This is a genomic window from Lactobacillus ultunensis DSM 16047 (assembly GCF_001436305.1).
Lineage (GTDB): Bacteria > Bacillota > Bacilli > Lactobacillales > Lactobacillaceae > Lactobacillus > Lactobacillus ultunensis.
On record NZ_AZFO01000007.1, the window covers coordinates 50,429 to 74,141 of the forward strand.

Consider the following 23,713-nt stretch of genomic DNA (forward strand, 5'->3'; position numbering starts at 1 on the left):
AATTAGTAATAAATTTTTAATTTTCAAATTTAAAATAACTAAAAATAATAATCGAGCCAGAAGCTTAATAGAGGTTCAAGGCGGCTAGAGATTACAGTTTCAAACCATAATATCAAAAACTCGTAATTAGGCACGCTCTAGCCTTCCAAGAGATTGTTGTGCATTGCCTTTCCATGAAAATGGTAAAGCCACAAACAACATATCTAATATAGACAAATTAAATTCTTCACCTACATACTTAGTTGTAGACAAAATCACCCACGGATTTTCTAAGTATACGTTTTATTGGAATAACCTTACCTATTCCAATATATCAAAGATAAAGATATTTATATAACAGTACATTGTCTGCCATTATCTTTTTATCCTAGCATACAATGGGCCTTAACGTAGATACATAATCTCTTGAAATTCATCTTTCCTTTCAGGAGCTATACATTACTAAATTAATAATTAATTATAACAGGTTGTACAACAATGTAGCTTTCTTTTTACACCAAAATAAGCCTCAGAATTTCTGAGGCTTATTTTGGTACTTATTTAGAGAGTTTTGATTAAGAGATTAGTCTTCGTAACTAGCCGCTACTTGTTCATAGTGCTTAACTTCATCGTCGCTGCAGCGAACAAAGTGACCAGGACGAATTTCATGCATGCTGCGTTCCTTACCATCCATTTCTTCTTTTTGAGCATCGTAAGGAATACGAGTACGACTACGTTCAATTTCTGGGTCAGGGATTGGTACAGCAGAAATCAAACTCTTGGTGTAGTCATGCAATGGACGATCATATACATCGTCTGCAGGACCAACTTCAAGCAATTTACCGTAGTGCATAACCCCGATACGGTCAGAAATAAACTTAACCATTGATAAATCGTGTGCAATAAAGAGATAGGTCAACCCGCGTTTTTTCTGTAATTCAATCATCAAGTTAACAACTTGAGCTTGAATTGACACATCCAAAGCTGAAATAGGTTCGTCAGCCACAATGAATTTGGGTTCTACCGCTAAAGCACGAGCAATCCCGATTCTTTGACGCTGACCACCTGAGAATTCATGTGGGAAACGACTGGCATGACTTTCGTTCAAACCTACAGTTTCAAGCAGATCTTCTACTCGCTTGCTTCTTTCCTCTTTGTTTTTTACCAAATGGTGAATATCAAGCCCTTCAGCAATGATATCTTCAACAGTCATTCTTGGATTAAGCGAAGCATAAGGATCCTGAAAAATCATTTGAGCATCCCTAGTAAAAGCTAATTTATCAGCTCTACTCTTCAGATTTTCAACATTCTCACCTTCATAAATGTCAAAACTTACATCATCAACAGCTTTGGTGACATTACGGCCATTTTTAAAGTATTGTTTTAGATGTTTTACTTCCAAAATTTTCTTTTTTTCTGGCATAAAATTCTCCTTTGCTGCGACTACTTAACTCCTGGTAGTTTGTTTTCTTGTTTCATTAAATCATATTTCTTCCAGCGTCTTTGGATTTCTGCTGGTGGTTCCACCTTTGGTGCACCTGGTGCAAGCAACCAAGTTGCTGCATAGTGCGTATCTGATACTTTAAAGAATGGTGGCTTCTTTTCTACATCAATTTTCATTGCATATTTGTTTCTTGGGGCAAATGGATCACCCTTTGGTGGATCCAATAAGTTAGGTGGAGTACCCGGAATTGATTCCAAAGTATCACTTTCAAGTGTTGGCATTGAATTAATTAAGCCCCAAGTATATGGATGTTGTGGATCATAAAAGATTTCATCGACACCGCCGAATTCAAGGAATTCACCGGCATACATTACGGCTACACGATCAGCCATTCCTGCAACAACACCTAAGTCGTGTGTAATGAAAATAATTGAAGTTTTTACTCTCTTTTGTAAATCTTTCATTAAGTCCAAAATTTCAGCTTGAACAGTTACGTCAAGCGCAGTAGTTGGTTCATCGGCCAACAAAATTTCAGGTTCACAAATCAGAGCAATAGCAATAACAATTCTCTGTCTCATACCACCTGAGAATTGGTGTGGATATTGATTGATTCTTTCTTCAGCATGAGGAATTCCAACAGCCTTCATCATCTCCAGTGCCTTGGCCCAAGCTTCTTTTTTAGAAACACCTTTATGTTTAATCAAAGGTTCCGCAATTTGCTGACCAATCTTCATCGTAGGATCAAGTGAAGTCATTGGATCCTGGAAAATCATTGAAATTTCATTACCACGAATCTTCTGCATTTCTTTTTCAGGCAAGTCCAATAAGTTTTTACCATGGAAATCAATCTCGCCACCCTCGATTTTGGCATTACGTGCCAATAAACCGATAATACTACGAGTAGTAACAGACTTACCTGAACCAGATTCGCCTACGATTGCTAAAGTTTCACCCTTATTCAAGTGAAAGGACACATTGCGGATAGCTTTAACCTCACCAGCATAAGTGTGGAAATCAATTTTTAAATTTTTAACATCTAAAACTCTTTCTTCTGGCATTTAGGTTAGTCCTTTCTATCTTTGTCCTCTTGGATCGAAGGCATCACGCAAACCATCACCAAGCAAGTTGAAAGCAATCATTAAGATACATAAAACAATTGCTGGGTACCACATTTGATATGGCAAGAATTGGAAGTTCTTTTGACCTTCATTAAGCAATACACCAAGTGATGTTTCTGGAGCAGAAATACCGATACCGATGAAACTTAAGAAAGCTTCGAAGAAAATAGCAGTTGGAATAGTGTACATTGTTTGAATGATGATAATACTTGAAAGGTTTGGTACTAAGTGTTTCCAAGCAATCTTCCATGATGATTCACCCAATGAACGGGCTGCTAAAACATATTCTTCGTTCTTCAAACTCAGCGTTTCAGCTCTGACCTGCCGCGCCATTGTCGTCCAACTAGAAATGGCGATGGCTAAAATAATTGAGGTAATACCTGGCTTTAAAACAACCAACATTAAAACAACGATAATCAAGTTAGGTACGGAAGAGATGATTTCGATAATTCGCTGCATCACGTTATCGACTCCTCCGCCTTTCCATCCGGACACTATTCCGTACGCGACACCAATAGTTAAGTCAAAGAAGGCGGCAACTAAGGCAACAATTAAAGAAATCTTTGTACCATAAATAATTCTTTGACCAAGTGAACGACCTAAGTAATCTGTTCCGGCAATAAAGTATTTATCTTTTGGCACATTGTTTTCAGCATATGCATCAACCCACTTGCCATTTTGCTTGATCTTGCCGTTCAAGCCGTTAACTGCACTCATGCCAGGAACCTTAGCAGGTAAGTTGGCATATTGCGGATGTGATTTAACCAAGGTTGATTTATTAATAAATGGCGTTGAACCAAAGGAAACAACAATCATAATAATAACGATAATTGCTGAAATCACAGCTGCTTTTCTTTGTTTAAAACGAATCCAAACGTTTTGGGCAAAGGACAATGATGGACCAGCAATATTTTCATTATCTTGCGCTTCATCTTTTGGTAAAGGTTCAAAGGCATCTGCAGGAAGGTTTAATTTTTCTTCAACCATATTGTCTTCTAAGCCTCGCTTTCATCTAATCTAATTCTTGGATCAATCAATCCGTAGATAATATCAGTAATCAACAAAATTACCACAAGTCCGATACAGTAGACCATTGTGATTCCCATGATTGTTGGGTAGTCATTAGTCAAAATTGACTTAACGAACTGTTCACCAATACCAGGAATATTGAAGATATTCTCGATAACCATTGAACCGGTCATCAAAGCAACTGCATAAGGACCAATTAAGGTAACCAATGGAATCATTGAGTTACGCATTGCGTGCTTTCTAATAACTTCCATTCGGCTCAAACCTTTAGCCTTACCTAATTCAATGTAATCACTACTTAAGGTATCAACCATGCTAGTTCTAATGAACCGTGCCGTCTCGGCGAATGGTCCTACCGCTAGAGCAATTGTTGGCATGATCGTTTGAGAGAATTGACCCCAACCAGCTAATGGGAAAAGACCTAGCTTTAAACCGATGTAGTATTGTAAAAGTACTGCTAAAACAAAGTTAGGAACTGATTTACCGATAATGGAAATTACAGTTGCGGTTGAATCTACCCAAGTCCCTTGCTTCACAGCAGCAATAGCACCGACGATTACGCCAAGCACAACACCCAAGATCAAAGCCTGAATTCCCAATTGCATTGAAGCTCCTAAACGAGCACCAATCAATGAAGATACAGGTTGGTTACTGTATTGGAAGGATGTTCCAAAATCTCCATGAAGCATCCCAGCAATATAGATCAAATATTGTTGCCAAACTGGCTTATTCAATCCATATTGTTCATTCATAATATGTTGCTGGGTTAGTGTCATCTTCGCTTCGTTAGCGTAAGGTGAACCTGGCATCATCTTCATTAAGAAGAACGTTACCGTGGCTACGATAAACAAAGTGAGGATCATATAAAAAATACGTTTTAATAGGTATCTAGCCATATTAATTGCTCCCTCATTTTTCTTTTTATTTTATATTTTGTTTTTAATGTTGTTTTAATTATACCAAATGATTCAAAAATATCTAGGTAAATACTAAATAAAATTAAAAAAATAAGAGAAAAGCTTATACTTTTCTCTTATTTTTAATTTATTGAAGAAACTTTACTATGATTTTACTTGTAGTTAGGTGCTGCCTTGGTCATTTGTACATCATGTGGGTGAGATTCACGCAGACCGGCATTAGTAATTTGTACAAATTGAGCTTTTTCAATCAATTCAGGAATATTAGCTGCACCACAGTATCCCATACCTGAACGTAGACCACCATCAATTTGGAAAACAACATCGCTAACATCGCCCTTGTATTCTACACGAGCTTCAACACCTTCTGGCACTAACTTGTTAGCTTCGTTAACTCCACCTTGGAAGTAACGATCGCTTGAGCCGTGAGCTTGAGCCATAGCGCCCACAGAACCCATACCACGGTAACGCTTATACTTCTTACCGTTATCTTCAAAAATATCGCCAGGAGCTTCTGTAGTACCGCTAAGCATGCTTCCGAGCATTACAGCATTGCCACCTGCAGCAAGTGCTTTAACAACATCACCAGAATACTTAATACCACCGTCTGCAATAATTGGCTTGTGGTACTCACGAGCAGCAGTTACAGCATCATAAATAGCGGTAATTTGAGGAACACCAACACCTGCTACGATTCTAGTCGTACAAATTGAGCCAGGTCCAATGCCAACTTTAACAATATCAACGCCTGCATCAAACAATGCTCGAGTTGCATCCCCTGTAGCAACGTTACCAGCAATTAAAGTTTGCTTAGGGAAATGTTCACGGATTTCCTTAATCTTGCGCAAAACACCTGCTGAGTGACCGTGTGCAGTATCAATAACAATAGCATCTGCACCAGCTTCAAGCAAAGCTTCAGCTCTTTCAAAAGTATCGCTGGTTACGCCCACCGCTGCTGCACAAAGCAATCTATTTTGATCATCAACTGCAGCCTTGGTAGCATTGCTTGGTACCACTACGCTTTTAACATTGGCTACCTCGCTAGCTTGTGCTTGGATAGACATATTCTTATGTACAACGCCCAATCCACCTTGGAGAGCCATTGCAATAGCCATTGCACCTTCAGTAACGGTATCCATGCCGGCACTGATCAATGGAATATTTAATTTAATATTATCAGCCAATTTAGTACTTAAATCTACTTCATTTGGCAAAACATGACTTTCTGCTGGAATTAATAAAACATCATCAAAAGTTAAACCCTTTTTGGCAAATTTTGTATCCCAATTAGACATTTATGCTCTCCTTTTCTCATTCAAAAAAATTATTAGCTATACTTTACTAGCAGATTTACCATTTTTCAAGAAAAAATTAAAAAGCAGACTGAATTTTTTTCAGCCTGCTTTTAACTTAAGAGAGGAGTTTTTATTGTTTGGTTATTGTTGTTTATAGTTAGTTGGCAACATATGCACCTTTGAAGTTATAAGGAGCACCTGCACCATTGTAGATTACGTTTTTGACAGTTGGACGAACCATCCAAGCTTCTTCTGGGTGGTACAAAGGCGTTACGCCTTGAGTGGAAATGATTCTTTGTTCAGCCTTAACTAAATCATCCCAACGTTTGGTTTCACTAGGAGTTACTTTAGAATCAGCAACCAGCTTGTCGTAGGTTGGATCTGAGTACTTTTCCCAGTTTTGAGAGTTCTTAGATGTGTTCAAGTCTAAGAATGAAATTGGATCTGAGAAGTCTGCAGTCCAGCCCATTAAGAAGACATCGTAGTTGCCGCTTCCTGCATGGTTCAAGGCTGTCTTCTTAGGAATACTTTGTACTCTGACGTTTACACCCTTCAAGGTTGATTCAATAGTACTTTGCAAGTATTCACCAGCCTTCTTAGAAGCATCATCATCATAAGTCAAGATAGCAAAGTTGACACTCTTCTTGCCCAATTCCTGTTGAGCTTTCTTCCAGAATGCTTGAGCTTTACTCTTGTTAAAAGTATTGAACTGCTTGGTTGCTTCGCCTCTTACTAAGTCAGTGTAATCTTTGCCATTGACTTCAGTCATATTTTCAGGTGAAAGCGTGTCTGCTGGTTCTGCAGCACCACCAACTGAGTTAGCCAATTCTTTTCTATCGATAGCTAAAGAAATAGCTTTTCTGAAGTTCTCGTTGGTAAATGGTTTCTTCTTCATATTCATTTCTAAGTAGATAGTTGAAGAAGTCTTTCTAAGCGTGTAGCCCTTTTGATTCTTCAATTGCTTAGAAGCTTGTGGGCCAAGCAAAGCTGCATCTAGCTTGCCTGATTGATACAAATTGTAGTCAGTTGATGGGGTCTTTTGAACGCTGAAGTTGATAGTATCCAACTTAACGTTCTTCTTGTCCCAGTAATTCTTATTCTTAACAAGTTTCCAAGAAAGGTTTGAGCCCGTCCAACCTTTTTGGACGAATGGACCATTGTAAACCGTTGTCTTGGATGAGGTACCATAGCTCTTACCATATTGTTCAACCGCTTTTTGATTTTGTGGGAAGAATAATGGGAAGCCCATGAGCAACTTGAAGTAAGGAATACGTTTATCCAAAGTAACTACCAACTTATCCTTGCCTTCAGCTTTAACACCCAAAGTGTTAGGTTTCTTCTTTCCTGCTACAATTGCATCTGCATTCTTCATACCAGAGAACAAGTATGAATATTGCGAACCTGTGCTTGGGTCAACGGTTCTACGCCAAGAATATACAAAGTCTTGTGCAGTTACAGGATCACCGTTAGACCACTTATCATTATTGCGTAAGGTAAAAGTCCAAGTCTTACCATCCTTGCTAGTAGTCGTCTTAGTAGCTAAGCCAGGTTCAACTTTAGAATTTTTACCCAGGCGGTAGAGTCCTTCCATGGTATTGTTCAATTGGGTAAAACTTGTAGCATCAGTAACCTTAGATAAGTCCATGCCTTCAATTTCTGTTTTATCCATCCAATTTAAAGTCTTTTTAGTACCACTAGATGAATTGCTACTATTATTGCCACAGGCAGCGAGTGCTGCACCAGCTAAAGTAACAACCCCTGCAGCCATCATTTTTTTAAATACTCGCATAACTTTTAACCTCCAAAGGTGCAAAAAAGAGTAGCTATAAATTAGCTACTCTTTTCTTGTCAATGTGCTATTGAATTAATTGCCAGATACGTAAGCTTCCTTGAAGTTGTAGTTCAAACCAGCACCGTTGTAAACGATACCCTTGATGTCTGGACGTACAAGCCAAGCTTCAGTCTTGTAGTAAAGTGGTGCGATACCTTCTTCACTAAGCAAGATCTTTTCTGCCTTTTCAAGATCATTCCAACGTTTAGTATTATCAGCAGTAGTCTTAGAATCAGCGATCAACTTATCGTATTGAGCGTTGCTCCACTTACCGTTGTTGTTAGCGTTCTTGCTGGTGAACAAGTCAACGAATGAAATTGGGTCGGCAAAGTCAGCTGACCAACCTGATACTACGATATCAAAGTTACCATTAGTTGAACGGTTCAAACGAGTCTTGAATGGAACGTTAGCTACTGAAACCTTCATGCCCTTCAAGTTTTCTTCTAATTGACTTTGAAGAGTTTCGGTAGTCTTTTGACCAGCGTCAGTATCATCTGAAAGGATGGTGAATGAAACGGTCTTAACGCCTAATTCCTTCAAAGCTTTTTGGTAAAGCTTCTTGGCATCAGCTGGGTTGTAAGAAGCACTTTCCTTATCGCCAACTACTGAAGCCCAATCCTTGCCATCGTGGTTAACAACGCCCTTAGCAGTCAAACTGTCAGCTGGAGTGTTGGCACCACCTAAAGCATTACCTAAAGCCTTTCTATTGATTGACATTGAGATAGCTTTACGCAAGTTTGCGTTTTGGAAAATCTTTCTCTTTTGGTTGAATTGAAGGTAGAATGTTGCAGCTGTGTCACGCAATGTGTAGCCTGCATTGTGCTTCAAGTTCTTAGTTTGTTGTGCATCTAAGACAGTTGCATCAAGCTTCTTTGATTGGTACAAATTGTAAGCAGTTGAAGGTGTCTTTTGAACGCTGTAATTAATTGCATCAAGCTTAACATTCTTCTTGTCCCAGTAATTCTTGTTCTTAACAAGCTTCCAAGAAAGGTTTGAACCTGTCCAACCCTTTTGTACGAATGGTCCGTTGAAAGCAGTAGTCTTGGATGAAGTACCATACTTAGAACCATTTGCTTCAACAACCTTTTGGTTTTGTGGGAAGAATAATGGGAAGCCCATTAACAACTTGAAGTAAGGAATACGTTTATCCAAAGTTACGACTAACTTGTCATCGCCTTCAGCCTTAATACCCAAGCTGTTAACTGGTGCCTTACCAGCAGAAATCTTAGTTGCGTTGTGAATACCTTCAAACAAGTAAGCATATTGTGAAGCAGTCTTTGGATTTACAGTTCTACGCCAAGAATATACGAAGTCCTTAGCAGTTAACTTATCACCGTTGGACCACTTAGAAGGACGTAATGTGAAAGTCCAAGTCTTACCATCTTTAGAAACCTTAGTACTGGTTGCCAAAGCATCTTCGACTTTGTTCTTATTGCCTAAACGATAAAGTCCTTCTTCAACGTTACCTAATTGGTTAAAACTAGTAACGTCAGTGGCTTTAGAAATATCCATAGTTGGAATTTCAGCTGAGTCCATCCAGTTGATGGTCTTCTTAGATGAACCTGACGAACTATTACTATTGCCACCGCATGCTGCTAGAGTGGAGCCAGCGATAAGTACTGTTGCTCCTGCGGCAAATAATTTTGTAAACTTCATATTATTGCCCCTCTCATTTATGAGAAAATTAATAAATTTCTTAAGTTGCTTATAAGCATATCCGGTCCTTATTAATTTTGCAAGCTTTTTCTAATAATAATTTTAATTTAGAGCAAAAAAACAAGCCTCAATGCTGTTACATCAAGGCTTATCAAATATTAAATTATCTTAAACATTCCATTCATCCATGAATTCTTTTACAAAAGCATGCATGTATTCTGTTCGCCGTTGAGCTTCTTTCTTAGCAGCAGGAGTATTCATTAAATTCGTTAAATGAAAAAGTTTCTCATAAAAGTGATTAATTGTTGTCTCTACATGATCACGATATTGATCATGGCTAACTAACCTTACTGGTTTTATTTCAGGATCATAGATCTTATTGCCATGTTTGCCACCATAAGTAAAAGCACGAGCAATTCCAATTGCCCCTAAGCTTTCCAAACGATCAGCATCCTGCACGTATTGTCCTGACAAAGGCAGATGGTAATGATGCTCGATATTAGCTGAAAAAGACATATGTTGGATAGTAAATAAAATGTCCCATACTTCTAAGTCATTAAAGCCAACTTGAGGCAATAATTCTTTAATCTCTTCTACTACCTTTTCAGGGTTAGCACAGATTTTTTCATCAATTGTGTCATGTAAATAACCTGCACTTTTAATAATCGCTACCACGCGACTATCTTCATGTGCTGACTCATGATCAGCTAGATACATCTTGCTGGCTAAATGAGCTACGCGTTCACCATGATAAAAATCATGGCCTGTTTTTTCATCTTTCAGGTGTTCTTTAGTAAATCGAATAACTGCTGCAATATCCATTATGCCATTGAGTCCCATGCTTCAACTGGGGTTGCTTCGCCTTCCCAGATTTTAACTAATTTATCTGGAACATATTGCTTCTTAACTACTACCTTGAAGAGATATTCGTTGAACCAGTCATCATCCATGACAAAGTAGCCTTTTTCACCAACTTTGCTACCCCATGAGTTTTCAATCTTCCATTGACGTGGCTTGCCATCAACTACATCAACACCAACTAAAGTCATCGCATGAGTTGAACCAGACGCACCAGTTTGCAGGCGTTCCTTCTTGTTTAATTTGGTTTCAATATTAAAAATTGTATCAGTTTGGTAAAGACCCTTAGATAAGAGACCCCTTTGACGATCGCTTTCTTTGCCTACATCACAGCCAAACCAGATAGTTTCACCAGCTTTAAGTTGTTTGATAGCAGCTTCCTTTAAGTTTTCAATCTTAGTGTTTAAGAAATGAACTGGCGTACCACCTTCCACATTATCTTCAAATGGCAAAGCATATAATTTATCAAACTCGTGATCTGGAGCATTAAACAGAACCACATAATCATCTAAATCATCAGTAAAGTAGTTGTGGAAGAAATCGAGTGGAGTAATATCTCCATCAAAATAATATTTGCCATCATCATCTTTAAATTCAAGATCAAATTTTTGTACTGGCTCACCAAAAGCAATAACTGCCATGCGGTATACTTCGCTCAAGAATTCTTGACGCTTCTTTTCAATCTCATCAGTTTTATTTTCTTGAGCAAGCTTACGCAAAAACAGACCATCTTCACGCAATTTCATATTTAAAGCACTATTAAAAGCGGAAGTATTATTGGCAGTAAAACTTTCATCTTGAGCATAAGTTGGTACTAAACCATATTTTCTAATCAAAGAAATAGCCATTGCCCATTGACCACCATCAGTGTCTGGGCCTTGCATATAAGTATGCACGGTACGGTCATCAAGGGGACGATCAGCTGTATTTAAGATATTATCAAAGAAAATATTAGCCCGTTCAACTCTATCCCAGAAGAAAAGATAGTTTTGAGAAAAGGTGAAGTTCTTGGCATTGTACTTTTTAGCAAAACCATGACGCAAGGTGTTCAACGCAGCGAATAACCAGCAACGACCAGATTGCTTTTGATCAGTTACATTATCTGTAGGGATTTCAATTGAAAAGGTCCGGTTTAATTTTCTAACGCCTTCATTGTTGAAACTAGCCTTTTGTACGCCGTTATTTACGACTGCGAGTTCCGCAACACGATTTTGAGGTTCTTTTTCATATTCTTGTTGGAATTTGGCAATTTCTGCCATTGTAAGTTCGTGTTTCATAGATTTTCCTTTCTCGATAAAATCATTCAATTCAGTTGCCATCATTTTAGCATTATTTTAGCTATGAAAAAAAGGACTTGTTTAGCCCTTCAATCAAAGCCGCTTCCCAGGTTTGAACTGGGGACCTCCTCCTTACCACGGCGGTGCTCTACCTATTGAGCTAAAGCGGCATCCATTCATCTCAACCTTACTAAAAATATCTTAATTTTACAATCGGCCATTATTTTTTGTCCACAAGATTAACTATTCTTTACTCTTCATCTTTTCAGACTGTATTATATTTCATATAATTATTTAGCTAAACCCATATTTAAATTATCTATATCAAACTTATCCAAATCAATTCTTTCTCCTAACCAATCTAAAAGGTCGGGATCCAATTTACTCTTAGGCGTATCATAATACTCTTGCAATTCATATACACCACCAATATCATCAATGATGCCATAGCCTTTTCCAGCAATAATTTGTGGATGTAACAAAGGTTGTTTAGATTGATAAACTTTTTCAATTTTAACATCAAATTGCCAATTATCCCCATAATCATAAACTAATAATAAGTTAGTATTTTGAGTAAAAAATGATACTTTAGCTTTTTCAGGATCAAGTGATTCATCATCAAAAGTCGAAATGCCAAAACGTTGATGACATTTTAAATTATATAGATCGTACATGTGTCCGAATTCTGCATTAAATATGTATAAAACCGTTTGCTCCAATTCAGCTACTGTACTATTACCACTAATAATAAATTGACGCCACATAACAGGTTTAAAATCACGTAGTTGGGCTTTAATTTCATAAGTCATATTATTTCTTGACTTATTTTCTAGTTTTAATTCAGCCAACGAATTTTCCTTAAATATATAATTATTATTCTTTTGCAATTCAACATGTAAATAATGGAGGTTTTCTGCTACTAGATTAGCATCTTTCTCAGTAATCAAACCTACCTCAGCCAAAAAACGATAAAATTCAATAAAGATCTTAATGAAATCCGTTAAAAGGTCACCATAATATTGTTCTTTTACGGTTTTCAACCAAATATAAGAAGTAGCTTCTGCTAAATTACTAGTAGGAAATAATATCTTCTTTTGCAATAAATAGTAATTTAAAAAGTCAGCTAAAAGTCCTGGTTCAATAGTATATGGATCTAATTTATCTTGTTGCATAAAATTCCAACATATTTTCAGATTATTTTTTCTAACTTCTTTTACTATTTTAGCATTACCTCTTTTTGCTTTTCCTTCGTATTGTTTCCATTTTAAAAGATCTTCAAATTCTGTTGTAGCAATAAAATGGCCTCGTGATGCTGGAATAGGAAAAGTTTCATTTACATTAAGTATTAGCTTAGTAAACATATTATTTCCAACTTCAAAGTTCAGCGTAGGAATAGCAGCAGAAGCAGTTACTAATTTTTTAACTTGTGAAGTCTTGGAATCAGCTAGATCTGTCAATTGCAAAAATACATTTATATTATTTTCTAACATGTCTTTAATACTTTTAAAGGCTTTAACATTAGTTGAACGATTATTATAAACAAAATTAATTTTATCAGTTTTAAAAATTTCAATTAGTTTATTTTGCTGTGTAGGTGTAATAAAAATAAAGTCTTTAACAACTCCTTGTATCACATCATGAAACTGCTTAATTTCTAAGTTAGTCAACAAAAGTGGCATTCCTGTTGCTTTCTCAACTAATAAATAATATTTTTTACCCTTAATATCAATTGTATCTACAGTCCACAACTGAAATAAACCATTAATTTTACTTTTAGGCTTGTTATCCTTTATTTCCTTTGTTAAGGATCGCCCATATTGAATTTGAAGCATAATCTTTATCCTCGTTAAACTATTACTTTATTTTTGACTTCATTTAATCAGATATATATCAATAATGCAAAACCTCCATTTTCAAATTAACACCAAAATTATAGTAATTAAACTACTAAAAATTTTCCTTATTAATTGATCTCTATGCAACTAAAAATATGTCAGAATAGCTATCAAAGTATAAAAGAGGATATTTTCTAAAGAATCGCTTAAGAAATATTATTTTTATAGGAAATTAGTGACATAGTGTCATCTAATATGTAAACTTATAAGCATAATAATTAAATAAAGAAAGGAGGAAATCCAATGGTTAAGGATAAGCATGGCTTAAAAGATAAAATTAAAGAAACTGAAGGCAAGCTTACAAATGATAAGTTGCGTGAAGCTGAAGGTAAGGCTCAAGTAGCTAAAGGTAAAACTAAAGCTAAAATCAATAAATCTGCCGAAGACATAAAAAGGAAAGGATGATCCAAAATGTTACATTGGTTATGGGTACTAATTATTGGAGGTATTATTGGATTAATTGCTGGTGCAATTACAGGACATGGTCACTCAATGAATTGGTTTGTGAACATCATTGCTGGACTTATAGGTTCTTCATTAGGGCAAGCTATCTTTGGCGAATGGGGTCCTCAGGTTGCAGAAATGGCTATAGTTCCTTCAATTTTAGGTGCTATAATTTTAGTAGTGGTAGTGTCATTTATTTTACGAATGATAAGACCGAACGCCGATGAAACTTAAAAATTGTTTATCAAAATAAGCCATAAAATTTTTAATGAGGATCAAAATGCTATTACAGTATTTTGATCCTTTTTGTACTCAGGTTAAGTTGATTGTAAACGACAAAAACTAAAGTATCTTAAACCCCTTGCATTGAGATGAGGTTACTTACATATTTGAAATTTACCTGTACTGCTTTTTTATGGCAAGCAGAAATCCAAAAGATATATAAACAGAAAATACCACCCTAGAACAACTAGGATGGCTCTTCAATATACTTGAGTATTTGACATTGCAGCGCTTATACAGTTATCTTCACTTCCCTCCACGCCAAAAAAGCACCAGGCCTTCTCGGTCTGATGCTTTCTGGTTTCTATTCGGTTTTTTTCGGCTCTATCTTGCTATTACTTTCCCGCTTTCTTAATCCATACGTTGTAGTGATTATGTACGCGGTCGATGCCGGTAATCTTGTAGCCCTTTGGCAGCTTGCTCTTAGCGAGCTTGCTTACGCTACCCGTGATTCTGGTGCGTTTTACAATCTTACCGTCTTTAGTGATGTACAAGACGTCCTTCGTTCTTGGAGCGCGCTTGTTGCCTGGCTGACCGGACTTGATTACCCAAACGTCCAAGTGCTTGGCTACCTTCTTTACCTTGCCGGTTACCTTGTAGCCTTTAGGCATCTTGTCCTTGTCCTGAGCGAGCTTGAACAGCTTCTCCAGACTCTGGTAGCCCTTGCCGACTGAAATGTAGGCCTTCTTGACAATGCGTCCGCTCTTGCCAATGTAAATAACAAGCTTCTGATGAACTCCCGCTCTAGCTGGAATTTCAACGTCGTGATCATTGTTGTTGGTGTCGACAGTCGTATTGTCGCTAGTGCCCGCAACCGTATTGCCGGCCGCACCGTTAGTATTGTCGGCAGTGACGCTTGTCTTGCCTGGAACAGTCGTCTCTGCGCCTGTTGCCTCACCGGCTGCGGTAGTTGATCCGTTAGGAACAGTTGCAGTTGGCACGGTAATATCGCCGCTGCCGCTATTGCCTGCAGATGGAACTGCTGGGCTGGCTGGTTCGTTAGCGACCGGAATATTTGCGCTATTTTCGACTGGAGCGTTTGGCACGTTGCCGGTTGGAACACTTGCGCCTGGGGTAAGCAGGCTGTTGTCTGGCTTGAAGAACAGGCTGTCGCCATTATTAGCAGAACCCGTATCCTTGGCTGGCACGTGGATAACCGTTGGCACAATTACGTGCGTACCGTCTGGGTAGTCGACTTCAACTTGGACTGGATGATCTCCTGGTGTCATGTTTTGTGGATTTACGCCAGCTGGGAATCTGACCAAAGTACCACTTGGCAAAGAACTTGGATCGATTGCTGGTGTTGGATTATCCGGATCGTTCAAGTCACCTGGCAAGCCTAAACCATCTGGATCATACGTAATTGGTAATGGAGCTGGTGTGTAATCATCAGCCATGCTGGTTACGTGAACTGTAGCCAAGACAATGCTTTCTGAGCCGTCTGCGTAGGTTACCTTGACTTGACTAGTCTTGTAGCCCTTCGTTCTCAAAGCTGTCCGAGCAAAGTTTGGATCTACCCAACTATAACTAGTACCAGCTGGAACGGTTTCTGCATCTGGGAAGCCCACTGCTACACGAGCATCTGCGTCATTCAATGTTCTGTAGTTGCTCTTTTGTCTTTCCAGACTCTTGCCGAATGGGTGATAGCCAGCAGCTGTTACTTGTCCTTCACCTGGAACCGGTGCTGGATTGCCATCAGGTGTAACGGTTACAGTCACCGGTACGAGCTTGCTTGAGCCATCGCCGTAGTTAACCTGGACTATGCCAGACTTGGTACCAACAGTTGAAATGTCTGGTTCACCGCCTGTTGCCCAGCTGTAGCTAGCACCTTCTCTTGCTAATGGAGAATCTGGATCGTCTGCGCCGATAATTCCCTTCTTAGGATCTGGCAATGGATCACCAGCCTTGGCATAGATATCTTGACCAATTGGAGCTTCATGACCGGCATCCAGATTTTGACTAGCACTGACTACGTGGATTACCGTAGCTACGCTCTTGTCGTAATCGGTACCAACAATATGTACCAAGACCGGTACATCGCCAGTTTGATCGATCTTATTGCTGCCGTCAGTTGGCAAAGCGCCTACGAAGCTGTAAACCGCATCGCTTGGCATGTTGGCAGTATTCTGTACTCCCCGCTTAGCATTATCGCTGTTGTTGACAAAGACATCACCATAGTTGACGTTGATAATCTTAGCTACCGGATTGTTGGTTTGCGGATTATTCTCTGGATGACCAACAATGACGCTAACTGCAACAGTATCGACAGAATTATCACGGTAGGTAACCTTGACTAAGCCTGGAACAGTCGTATCTGCTTGTGAAATGTCAACTGGCGTTGCCCAGGCATAGACTGCATCTGCTGGCAATTGAATGGTATTGCTGATGCCGTCCTTAGCACGGTTGCTACCGCTTAATGGCTCGCTGGATGGCTCGCCAATCGTAATGCTTTGACCAAGTGGCGTGTACTTGTCGGCCAACGGCTTGACATTAACGTGAACCATTACCGTACCAGCACTGTTGTCAGGGTAGGATACTTGAACTTCGCCGCTCTTCAAGCCCTTGCTGCTGGTATCTGGAGTGACAACCCAGCTGTAATGAGTGTTATCAGGCATATCGCCGTTGTCACTTACAGCTTCTTGGGCATCGCTTGTTCCTAAACTGTCGCCCACGTATCTGGTAATCAGGCCGCCAGTTGGGATCATTACATCAGCCAAACGCTGGTTTGGACTGCTTACTACCAAGCTAGTAGCTAAAATCTTGGTTGAGTTGTCCTTGAAAGTGATCTTGATGTTTTCACCGTAAGTACCGGCTGCTTGAGCTGTATAGCTTGGTGCCTTTGGATCAGCTGACGTGCCAGCTGCGTTCAAGTTGACTGGTGAAACAAAGTCGATCTTAGTCAATTCATCATCTGGGATTGGGCTTTCAAGACCTTGTTTAGCAGTTACGCTGCCGCCGACAGTCGTAGTAATTGCCTTAGCAGTCAAGTTATCGTATTTAGAAGCAAGGTCCTTAACATCAACCATCACAGTGACAGTATCAGTTGAATTATCTCCGTACTTGATCAATACCTGACCGCTCTTTAAGCCTGTAGACTTTAAGACATTTTCACCAAAGTGTGAGTCTGCCCACTCATATTGAATTGGGTTTGCACCAGGAACACTTGCTGGATTGTCGTTCGTAAAGAAGCTATGCTGACTGTTAAGCTTCTCCAAAACTTCAGGGATAGTCAATTGGGCATTGGCATCCTTGTATTCAGTAATCGTACCGCCAGTTGGGTTAAGAAGGTCGCTGGCAAGAGTTCGACCGCTTTCACTTGAATTAGCAACGTGGACCATAATGGCTACGGTATTAGCACTGCCATCTTGGTAAGCCACCTTTACATTGGCTGGGATATCAGCTTCACGGCTGACATCTGGAGCCGCACCAACCCAACTGTAAGTAGTGCCAGCTGGCATAGTTGCGACATTAGCGATACCATTTTGGGCCTTTACCTTATGAGCTGGGTCGCCTACTGTCGTAGTAATATCCTGACCAGTTGCTGGATGCAATTCAGCCTCAGTTTGGCTAGCAGTTACATGCACGGCAATTGGCACATCAGTGTGAGAACGATCGCCATATGTTACTCTAACGATTGCACCCTTAGTGCCGGCTGTGGCCAAAATATTATTGTCGACATATTGCCAGCTAAACGTTGCGTCGCCAGGCAGCTTGTCAGCTGCGCTAGAATCAGCAGTATTGGCGATAGCAAGCTTAGCATCACCAATATCATTTGGATGAGCAGTATCTACTTGCTTATAGAGATCCTTGCCTTGTGGAGTGTATCTTGAAGCTTCGCTTGGTACGGTTGGGTGATCCTCTTCAGTTGATCTACCATTGACATGGATTACTACACTGGCACTGTTGGAAGTATTGTCACTGTATTTCACATTAACGATACCAACCAATCTTGTGCCTGGATGTGAAGTATCAATCCGAGGAGTAGCACTCCAGCTATAGTCTATACCAGTTGGCATCTCAGCATGGTTAGTAATACCAGCTTCAGCACGGTCAGCACCGTGAGTTGGGTCCAAAGCAGTGTTTGGAGCTACCCAGATCTCACCACCAGCTGGGGTAAAGATTTCATTCATCTTCGGAATATGGTCGATTACATGAACTACCGCAGGAATGGTGTCTTTTGAACCGTCACTATAAGCTACCTGAACATTACCAACTACATTGCCGACACTTGAAATATCAACTGGGGTTACCCAGCTGAATACCGTATTCCGTGGCAAGTTGTTTGGAATATTAATTACTGGAGCTGTACCTAAATGATAAAGTCTAGTAGTTGCATCCTGAATTACAGCATTGTTAATGCTACCGTTAACCAGATTGCCGCTAATTGGAGTATTGCTCTTCACTACAGTAACAGTATTAGAACTTAACAGATCATGGAATTGGTGAGCTAGATCATTCTTCAGGTCTAAAGTCGTTTGTACCCATTGCTCGCCATCTGCTGCTCCAGCCTTCTTGTAGCTGATCTTAATCCAAACTTGCTTAGAGCCAGTATTCGTGCCTCTTGGCAAAACAGTATTGCTTGTTGTTAAAGGACTGCCGCCTTCACTTGCATACCAAGCATATTCAGCACCATATGGAGTTAAAGCTGCATTGTTGCCAATTGCATCCTTAGCTTGCTCAGCCGTTGGCAAAGTACTTTGTTGAACCGACTGGTGTTCGCTAGCAGCTACACCACCAGTTACGTGAACTGCTACATCTTTGGTAAGAGTTGAAGTCAAACCATGACTATCAGTAAAGGTAATCGTTACTGGTCTGGTTTCATCCTTCTTACCTTCACCGTTTAAACCAGTAGCCGTTACATCCGGTGCAGTTGCCCATGCGTATGAAACAGTTACACCCGCACTTGCTGGAATATTATTGGTAAAGCCTGCGCCTGGTGCATAGCTGGTGCTTGGTGCGTTAACGTGAGTTACAACACCAGTACCGTTAGCAGTTATATCATCACCATAAACATCGCTGGCACGATTAATAGTTAATGGTGCTTTGACATATTGGTAGCTGCCGTCATGATAGTCGATTTCAACATAAATATCGTTGTTAGCAATTGACTTGCCTTGAGCATCAAGAGCTGCTGGCTGGCTAAAGTCGGTAAAGGCATCTGCCGTACTATGAGTTGGAGTGCCAGTACCGGTGTACTTAACCCATCTGTAGGTAGCTCCTGGAACAAGCGTATTCACAGCATCAGCATTCTTCACGCCTTCCTTAGCATCCGGTGCTGAAGTTGCAACTGCGTAAGTCTTTGCTTGACCTACACCACCAGTTACTTTGATTGGAACCGTAGCTGTAGAGTAGATAAATGAACCATCTTCAAGTTCGATCTTAGCATATGCTTCATTAACTGTCTTAACACCATCAACTAAACCACTGTCATCTAATACATTTGAACTTGTACTGTTTATATCAGTGTAAGTATTACCACTCTTAGTTGCCCAGCCAACAAACTTCCAGCCATTCAGTGCACCAGTATTATTAGTATTTTCTGTTAAAGTAGTACTACCTTCCTTAACAGTTAACATACCTCTATTAACACCTACATTGAACAATTTTTCATTAGCATGAGCTGTTACTGGATTGCTGGTATTTGCTAATTGAACATTACCAATTCCACCGTTTCTTTCAGAATCATTTCTGATCTTCAAATTCAGCGTAATGTCTTGGCTAGTGCCATCGCCATAGTCGACTTTTACCTTTACTGGCACTGCGGCCCAATTGCCAGAAGCATCTTTTGTGCCATTCATCCAGTCTACAGTATCGCCTGCTCTGTGACCATGAACATCTACATTATAAGTCCATATATAAGTGATCTTATTATGAGCAGCGTTGTCAAATTGACTTAATCCGTCATCTGGTGCAGTAGCATTCTTAATTGCTGTCTTATGGTTGACATCTTCTACAATCATCGCATTTGGTGCTGTATTAGTCGTCTGCTTGTCAAACGTTACGTCTTCACCTATTGCACCGATTACCTTCAAGCTTGTTGCTGGAGTGTAAAGAACACCGCCATCGCTAAACTGGATTTTGGCATAAATCTGACCAGATCCAACGACATATTTTTCACCGTTGCTGTCTAAGCCATTATCCTTCAAGTCATTAGTCAAAGTACTACTATCAAGAGCATTATAAGTATTTCCACTCTTAGTAGCCCAACCGACTACATTCCAGCCACTCTTAGCTACTTCATTACCTTGATTATCTTTTATTGTAATAGCATCCTTGCCTTGACTATTAGCTAATTCAGCTGTTGCGTTAGCATGAACCCTTACAGTATTATCATGAGCAATAGTAATGCCACTATTTGGATCAATACTTGAAGTTGTACTCAAAATAGTTAAAGTTAATGGATTACCATCAGCATTTTTAGTCACTACCTGCTCTGTTTGATCTGCTCCATCTTTATAATGAATTGTTAATTGAATGTTTCTTGCTTGAGCTTGACCATCGTTATTAAGAGTCGGCTTAGTCCAATCGATAGCACTAGTAGTACCATCACTATTCAAGAATTTCCAATCAATTTGATCAATATCAAATTGACCTATACCATCACCACTTGGAGCAGTATCTGTATTACTAATAACTGTGTTTAGATTTTTATCTAGCTTAGTCATCGCATCTGGTGCAGTATTAGTATCCTGTCTCTCAAATATTACATCTTGAGCTACTGCTCCAATAACTTTAATAGGTAGAGCTTGTGGTGAATACATATACGATCCGTCTGCAAACTTAATTTTGGCATAAAAATCTTGAACTGTTTTTACGCCCTCAGGAGATAAACCTCCGTCATCAGACACATTTCTAGTTGTACTACCTACAAAATCAATATAGGAATTACCATTCTTGGCTGCCCAATTCATAAACGTCCAATCGGTATCTTCCTGCAAAACATGATCATGATCTGTAATTTCTAATTTGCCTGCAGAATCCACTTTTTGAATATTTTCATTAACATGTGCATAAACTGGGTTTAAATTAGCATCTTTTACATTAACATTTCCATCAAAACTTTTTGCATCGCTTCTAACTTCGTAGTCAACAAGTACTGACTGTGTAGTATTATCACCATATTTAATGATGACATATGCACTCTTCTTTTGATTTCCATTACGATCAGACGGATCGGAACTCTCACTCCAAGTAACATCAGGGGTTCCACTACCATCTTCATTTTCAGCCCATTTATATGTTATGGGCTCACTTTCTGGCCGGTCTCCACTATAATGGTAACCAAATTGATCCAGGTCACTTGTATTGCTAATTGCATTCTTAGCATCTGGTAAATTATCACCATTATTAACAACTACTGAACTGCTAGTATTTTTCTTACCACCAATAATATGAACAGTGACATTTGAATACAAAACGGATGAACCATCCTTATAATTCACCTTGATATCAGCTGATTGGGTATCATTAACAGCAGTAAAATCTAATTGATGGGGATCAACCCATGTAATATTCTTAATTACCGAGCTTGAATCAGGTATCGTGACATTAGTAGTATCACTAAGTTGAACTATATCTTTAATCTTTCTAGGATCTACAAAATCAGCGATTTGGCTTTCAACTGGCTCTTGCTCATCACTTACTGTATGAACAGTAATAGAGTTAACTGTCTGTACCTTATATTTAGAAGCATCAGCTGCAATATAAACAGTTACTGGTACTATTTGAGTTGCTCCTTGAGCATAGGTAATCTTAACACCAACGGATACTGGAGTTAGATTATTTTCCGGGTTGCCATCTACCATTGCACTAGCATCATTATTATTAGGATCATATTTTAAATCTTCATTTTTAAGCGATTGTCCATCACTCTTTACAAATTCAAACGTACTAGCCTTATCAATAGATCCACTTTCACCGCTCAGCTCACTAGCATTCTGAATAGCTTGCTTTGCTTTATCCGCATTTAGCTCACTAACACTAGCCTCACCAGTAGTTCCTTCAACTTTAACTATTGTAGGATTACCAGCATAGCCACTATGAACAGTCAATTTTACTGGCAGAAGATAATCCGGTGTACCATCGTCAAACTGAATCTTAACGTAAGCTTCGACTGATTTCTTACCGTTGTCGGAGGCAACATCATCTCTCGGACCATTACTTAAAGTGGTAACATGTTCACCGTTTTCTACATCTCTACCTGCATTAGGAATATTAAGATCCGTACCATCAATCCACTCTACTCCATTTACATGAAAAGTAGGATTAAAATGACCATTTGAATCAAGAATACTTTCACCATTAAACTTAACAAGTTTTTTTGCATCATCTACTGTTAGTTTCTGACCATAAGATACTTCTCTTTCAGCCGTAGTGAAATGATTTTCTTCATACTGATAATTAACTTCTATAGTACCTATTCTCATAGTTCCCGTAGGGGTATCACCACTATAACTACCTGTATAGTGCCAACCACTCATAGCAATAGGAGTAGTTTCGTACCGACCAGTAGGTCGGCCGCTAGCAGTGTCGATGTTTAATGGTGTATATTGTGACCTAACTTGTGCAATGTCAGCACCATTATCTTTATTAATATAGCGAGTACGGACAATACCAACTTCAGTAGGACTCATCCCTCCCGTAAACATCTGCTCAGTAAAACCCCAGACCTTAGTCTTGCCGTCTGGAATTGTAGCAGGTTTCAATTGATAATGGAGGGCACTATCAGTATAGGGATATATACCTACACCCCTATACATAGGTTGACCAGATCTGTTAGTTGCGGGTCTCTCATGACCTGGGTGATCTGGATCTGGCTCCATTACTTCGTGTTGAGTAGATATATCAGCTGTTGGCGAAGTACTTAAATCCTTAAAGTGATCACCAGAACTCCATTGCATAGCAGCTATTTTCGTACCAAACTTTGGTGTAAGAGCAACTGTAAGTTTATTATTCACCAGATAGCCACCACCGTGACCATCTGCATACACGGTAATACCATCATCATCATCAAGCATTGTATCTAGATTCCAATAAATGCCTCTAAAATTGTAATCAGTACCACTATGATTTGTTATATAAAAAGTATGATCCATTGCACCATCTGAAGCAGCATCATACACTTCTGTCATAGTAACTTTACCGTCAGATGTTAATTTCCACTGACGTGCAACTTCTGTATTGATGAGACTATTTGTACGCGTTTCAGTACTATATAGTGGGTTTTGATGTATATAAACCGTCGGGGTACCTAAAAAATCGGTGTAAGAACTTTCAGGATTTTCAGAATCTCCCATCTGACCAGCACTAGTGCTTACATTACCACCAGAAAAACTAAATGTATGTGCCTTACCATCTGCATCAATAAGTTGCCCCCACCAGATTGGTAAACTATTTACATGATCGCGTGCTCCAGTATCAGCTCCGCCGACATCAGTCTTAACAGTAAACTTTCTAGGAGTCCCATCCTCTTCAAGAACTTGGGCATTATTAGAAATTTTATCAGCCAAAGAATTCGGTATGACTGCCAATCGCCGCCATACAGTAGTATCATTTAGTTCCGGTGCCTCACCGTCTACAGGATTAGGACTACTAGTAATACCACCATTAACAGACCCTAATCCCCTATTGGAAGAACTTTCAGGCATAGCCGGAAGCATCATACCGAACAATCTGCTAAGGTCTTCTG

General features: G+C 39.2%; 13 protein-coding genes and 1 tRNA gene. 2 read left to right on the forward strand and 12 right to left on the reverse strand.

Annotated features, from left to right (window positions below):
• Positions 1–562 precede the first annotated feature (562 nt).
• The 11 genes from FC57_RS03615 to FC57_RS03665 all read right to left on the reverse strand — a co-directional run bounded on the left by FC57_RS03615 (position 563) and on the right by FC57_RS03665 (position 13,236).
• Complete coding sequence (locus tag FC57_RS03615) at positions 563–1,402, reverse strand: ATP-binding cassette domain-containing protein (protein WP_007126671.1); 840 nt, start codon at positions 1,400–1,402, stop codon at positions 563–565.
• A gap of 20 nt (positions 1,403–1,422) precedes the next feature.
• Positions 1,423–2,481, reverse strand: a complete 1,059-nt coding sequence (locus tag FC57_RS03620; protein WP_007126670.1) for an ABC transporter ATP-binding protein — start codon at positions 2,479–2,481, stop codon at positions 1,423–1,425.
• A gap of 15 nt (positions 2,482–2,496) precedes the next feature.
• Positions 2,497–3,528, reverse strand: a complete 1,032-nt coding sequence (locus FC57_RS03625) for an ABC transporter permease (protein ID WP_007126669.1) — start codon at positions 3,526–3,528, stop codon at positions 2,497–2,499.
• An 8-nt stretch (positions 3,529–3,536) separates the two neighbouring features.
• Positions 3,537–4,466, reverse strand: a complete 930-nt coding sequence (opp3b, locus tag FC57_RS03630; RefSeq protein ID WP_007126668.1) for an oligopeptide ABC transporter permease — start codon at positions 4,464–4,466, stop codon at positions 3,537–3,539.
• Positions 4,467–4,639: 173 nt separating this feature from the next.
• Positions 4,640–5,782, reverse strand: coding sequence for an IMP dehydrogenase (gene guaB, locus FC57_RS03635; protein ID WP_007126667.1), 1,143 nt, complete (start codon positions 5,780–5,782; stop codon positions 4,640–4,642).
• A 157-nt stretch (positions 5,783–5,939) separates the two neighbouring features.
• Positions 5,940–7,571: a peptide ABC transporter substrate-binding protein gene (locus tag FC57_RS03640; RefSeq protein WP_007126666.1), complete on the reverse strand. Its 1,632-nt coding sequence runs from the start codon at positions 7,569–7,571 to the stop codon at positions 5,940–5,942.
• A 75-nt stretch (positions 7,572–7,646) separates the two neighbouring features.
• Positions 7,647–9,269 (reverse strand): peptide ABC transporter substrate-binding protein, encoded by a 1,623-nt coding sequence (locus FC57_RS03645; protein WP_007126665.1) that lies wholly within the window; start codon positions 9,267–9,269, stop codon positions 7,647–7,649.
• A 168-nt stretch (positions 9,270–9,437) separates the two neighbouring features.
• Positions 9,438–10,091, reverse strand: coding sequence for an HD domain-containing protein (locus tag FC57_RS03650; RefSeq protein ID WP_040530061.1), 654 nt, complete (start codon positions 10,089–10,091; stop codon positions 9,438–9,440).
• Complete coding sequence (locus FC57_RS03655; RefSeq protein WP_040529934.1) at positions 10,091–11,404, reverse strand: C1 family peptidase; 1,314 nt, start codon at positions 11,402–11,404, stop codon at positions 10,091–10,093. The genes FC57_RS03650 and FC57_RS03655 overlap by 1 nt, the downstream gene beginning before the upstream one ends.
• Before the next feature lie 97 nt (positions 11,405–11,501).
• Positions 11,502–11,574 (reverse strand) — tRNA-Thr (locus FC57_RS03660).
• A gap of 120 nt (positions 11,575–11,694) precedes the next feature.
• Positions 11,695–13,236, reverse strand: coding sequence for a plasmid pRiA4b ORF-3 family protein (locus FC57_RS03665; protein WP_007126662.1), 1,542 nt, complete (start codon positions 13,234–13,236; stop codon positions 11,695–11,697).
• Between the two features lie 306 nt (positions 13,237–13,542).
• On the opposite strand from FC57_RS03665, the gene FC57_RS03670 reads away from it, so the two are divergent.
• Both FC57_RS03670 and FC57_RS03675 read left to right on the forward strand, forming a co-directional pair.
• Positions 13,543–13,704 carry a CsbD family protein gene (locus FC57_RS03670; protein WP_007126661.1) on the forward strand — a complete coding sequence of 54 codons (162 nt, stop codon included), beginning with the start codon at positions 13,543–13,545 and terminating at the stop codon, positions 13,702–13,704.
• Between the two features lie 6 nt (positions 13,705–13,710).
• The gene (locus FC57_RS03675) at positions 13,711–13,977 is read left to right on the forward strand and encodes a GlsB/YeaQ/YmgE family stress response membrane protein (protein WP_007126660.1); all 267 of its coding nucleotides are present in this window, start codon (positions 13,711–13,713) and stop codon (positions 13,975–13,977) included.
• A gap of 383 nt (positions 13,978–14,360) precedes the next feature.
• Here FC57_RS03675 and FC57_RS03680 read toward each other — a convergent pair whose 3' ends face one another.
• Positions 14,361–23,687: a Rib/alpha-like domain-containing protein gene (locus FC57_RS03680; RefSeq protein ID WP_056990011.1), complete on the reverse strand. Its 9,327-nt coding sequence runs from the start codon at positions 23,685–23,687 to the stop codon at positions 14,361–14,363.
• Between the last annotated feature and the right edge of the window lie 26 nt (positions 23,688–23,713).

Excerpts from the sequence above, each read along its gene's own strand:
- FC57_RS03675 (WP_007126660.1), top strand. The coding sequence starts at position 13,711 with ATGTTACATTGGTTATGGGTACTAATTATTGGAGGTATTATTGGATTA.
- opp3b (WP_007126668.1), bottom strand. The coding sequence starts at position 4,466 with ATGGCTAGATACCTATTAAAACGTATTTTTTATATGATCCTCACTTTG.
- FC57_RS03645 (WP_007126665.1), bottom strand. The coding sequence starts at position 9,269 with ATGAAGTTTACAAAATTATTTGCCGCAGGAGCAACAGTACTTATCGCT.
- FC57_RS03655 (WP_040529934.1), bottom strand. The coding sequence starts at position 11,404 with ATGAAACACGAACTTACAATGGCAGAAATTGCCAAATTCCAACAAGAA.
- FC57_RS03620 (WP_007126670.1), bottom strand. The coding sequence starts at position 2,481 with ATGCCAGAAGAAAGAGTTTTAGATGTTAAAAATTTAAAAATTGATTTC.
- FC57_RS03615 (WP_007126671.1), bottom strand. The coding sequence starts at position 1,402 with ATGCCAGAAAAAAAGAAAATTTTGGAAGTAAAACATCTAAAACAATAC.
- FC57_RS03670 (WP_007126661.1), top strand. The coding sequence starts at position 13,543 with ATGGTTAAGGATAAGCATGGCTTAAAAGATAAAATTAAAGAAACTGAA.
- guaB (WP_007126667.1), bottom strand. The coding sequence starts at position 5,782 with ATGTCTAATTGGGATACAAAATTTGCCAAAAAGGGTTTAACTTTTGAT.
- FC57_RS03640 (WP_007126666.1), bottom strand. The coding sequence starts at position 7,571 with ATGCGAGTATTTAAAAAAATGATGGCTGCAGGGGTTGTTACTTTAGCT.
- FC57_RS03680 (WP_056990011.1), bottom strand. The coding sequence starts at position 23,687 with ATGATGCTTCCGGCTATGCCTGAAAGTTCTTCCAATAGGGGATTAGGG.
- FC57_RS03650 (WP_040530061.1), bottom strand. The coding sequence starts at position 10,091 with ATGGATATTGCAGCAGTTATTCGATTTACTAAAGAACACCTGAAAGAT.
- FC57_RS03665 (WP_007126662.1), bottom strand. The coding sequence starts at position 13,236 with ATGCTTCAAATTCAATATGGGCGATCCTTAACAAAGGAAATAAAGGAT.
- FC57_RS03625 (WP_007126669.1), bottom strand. The coding sequence starts at position 3,528 with ATGGTTGAAGAAAAATTAAACCTTCCTGCAGATGCCTTTGAACCTTTA.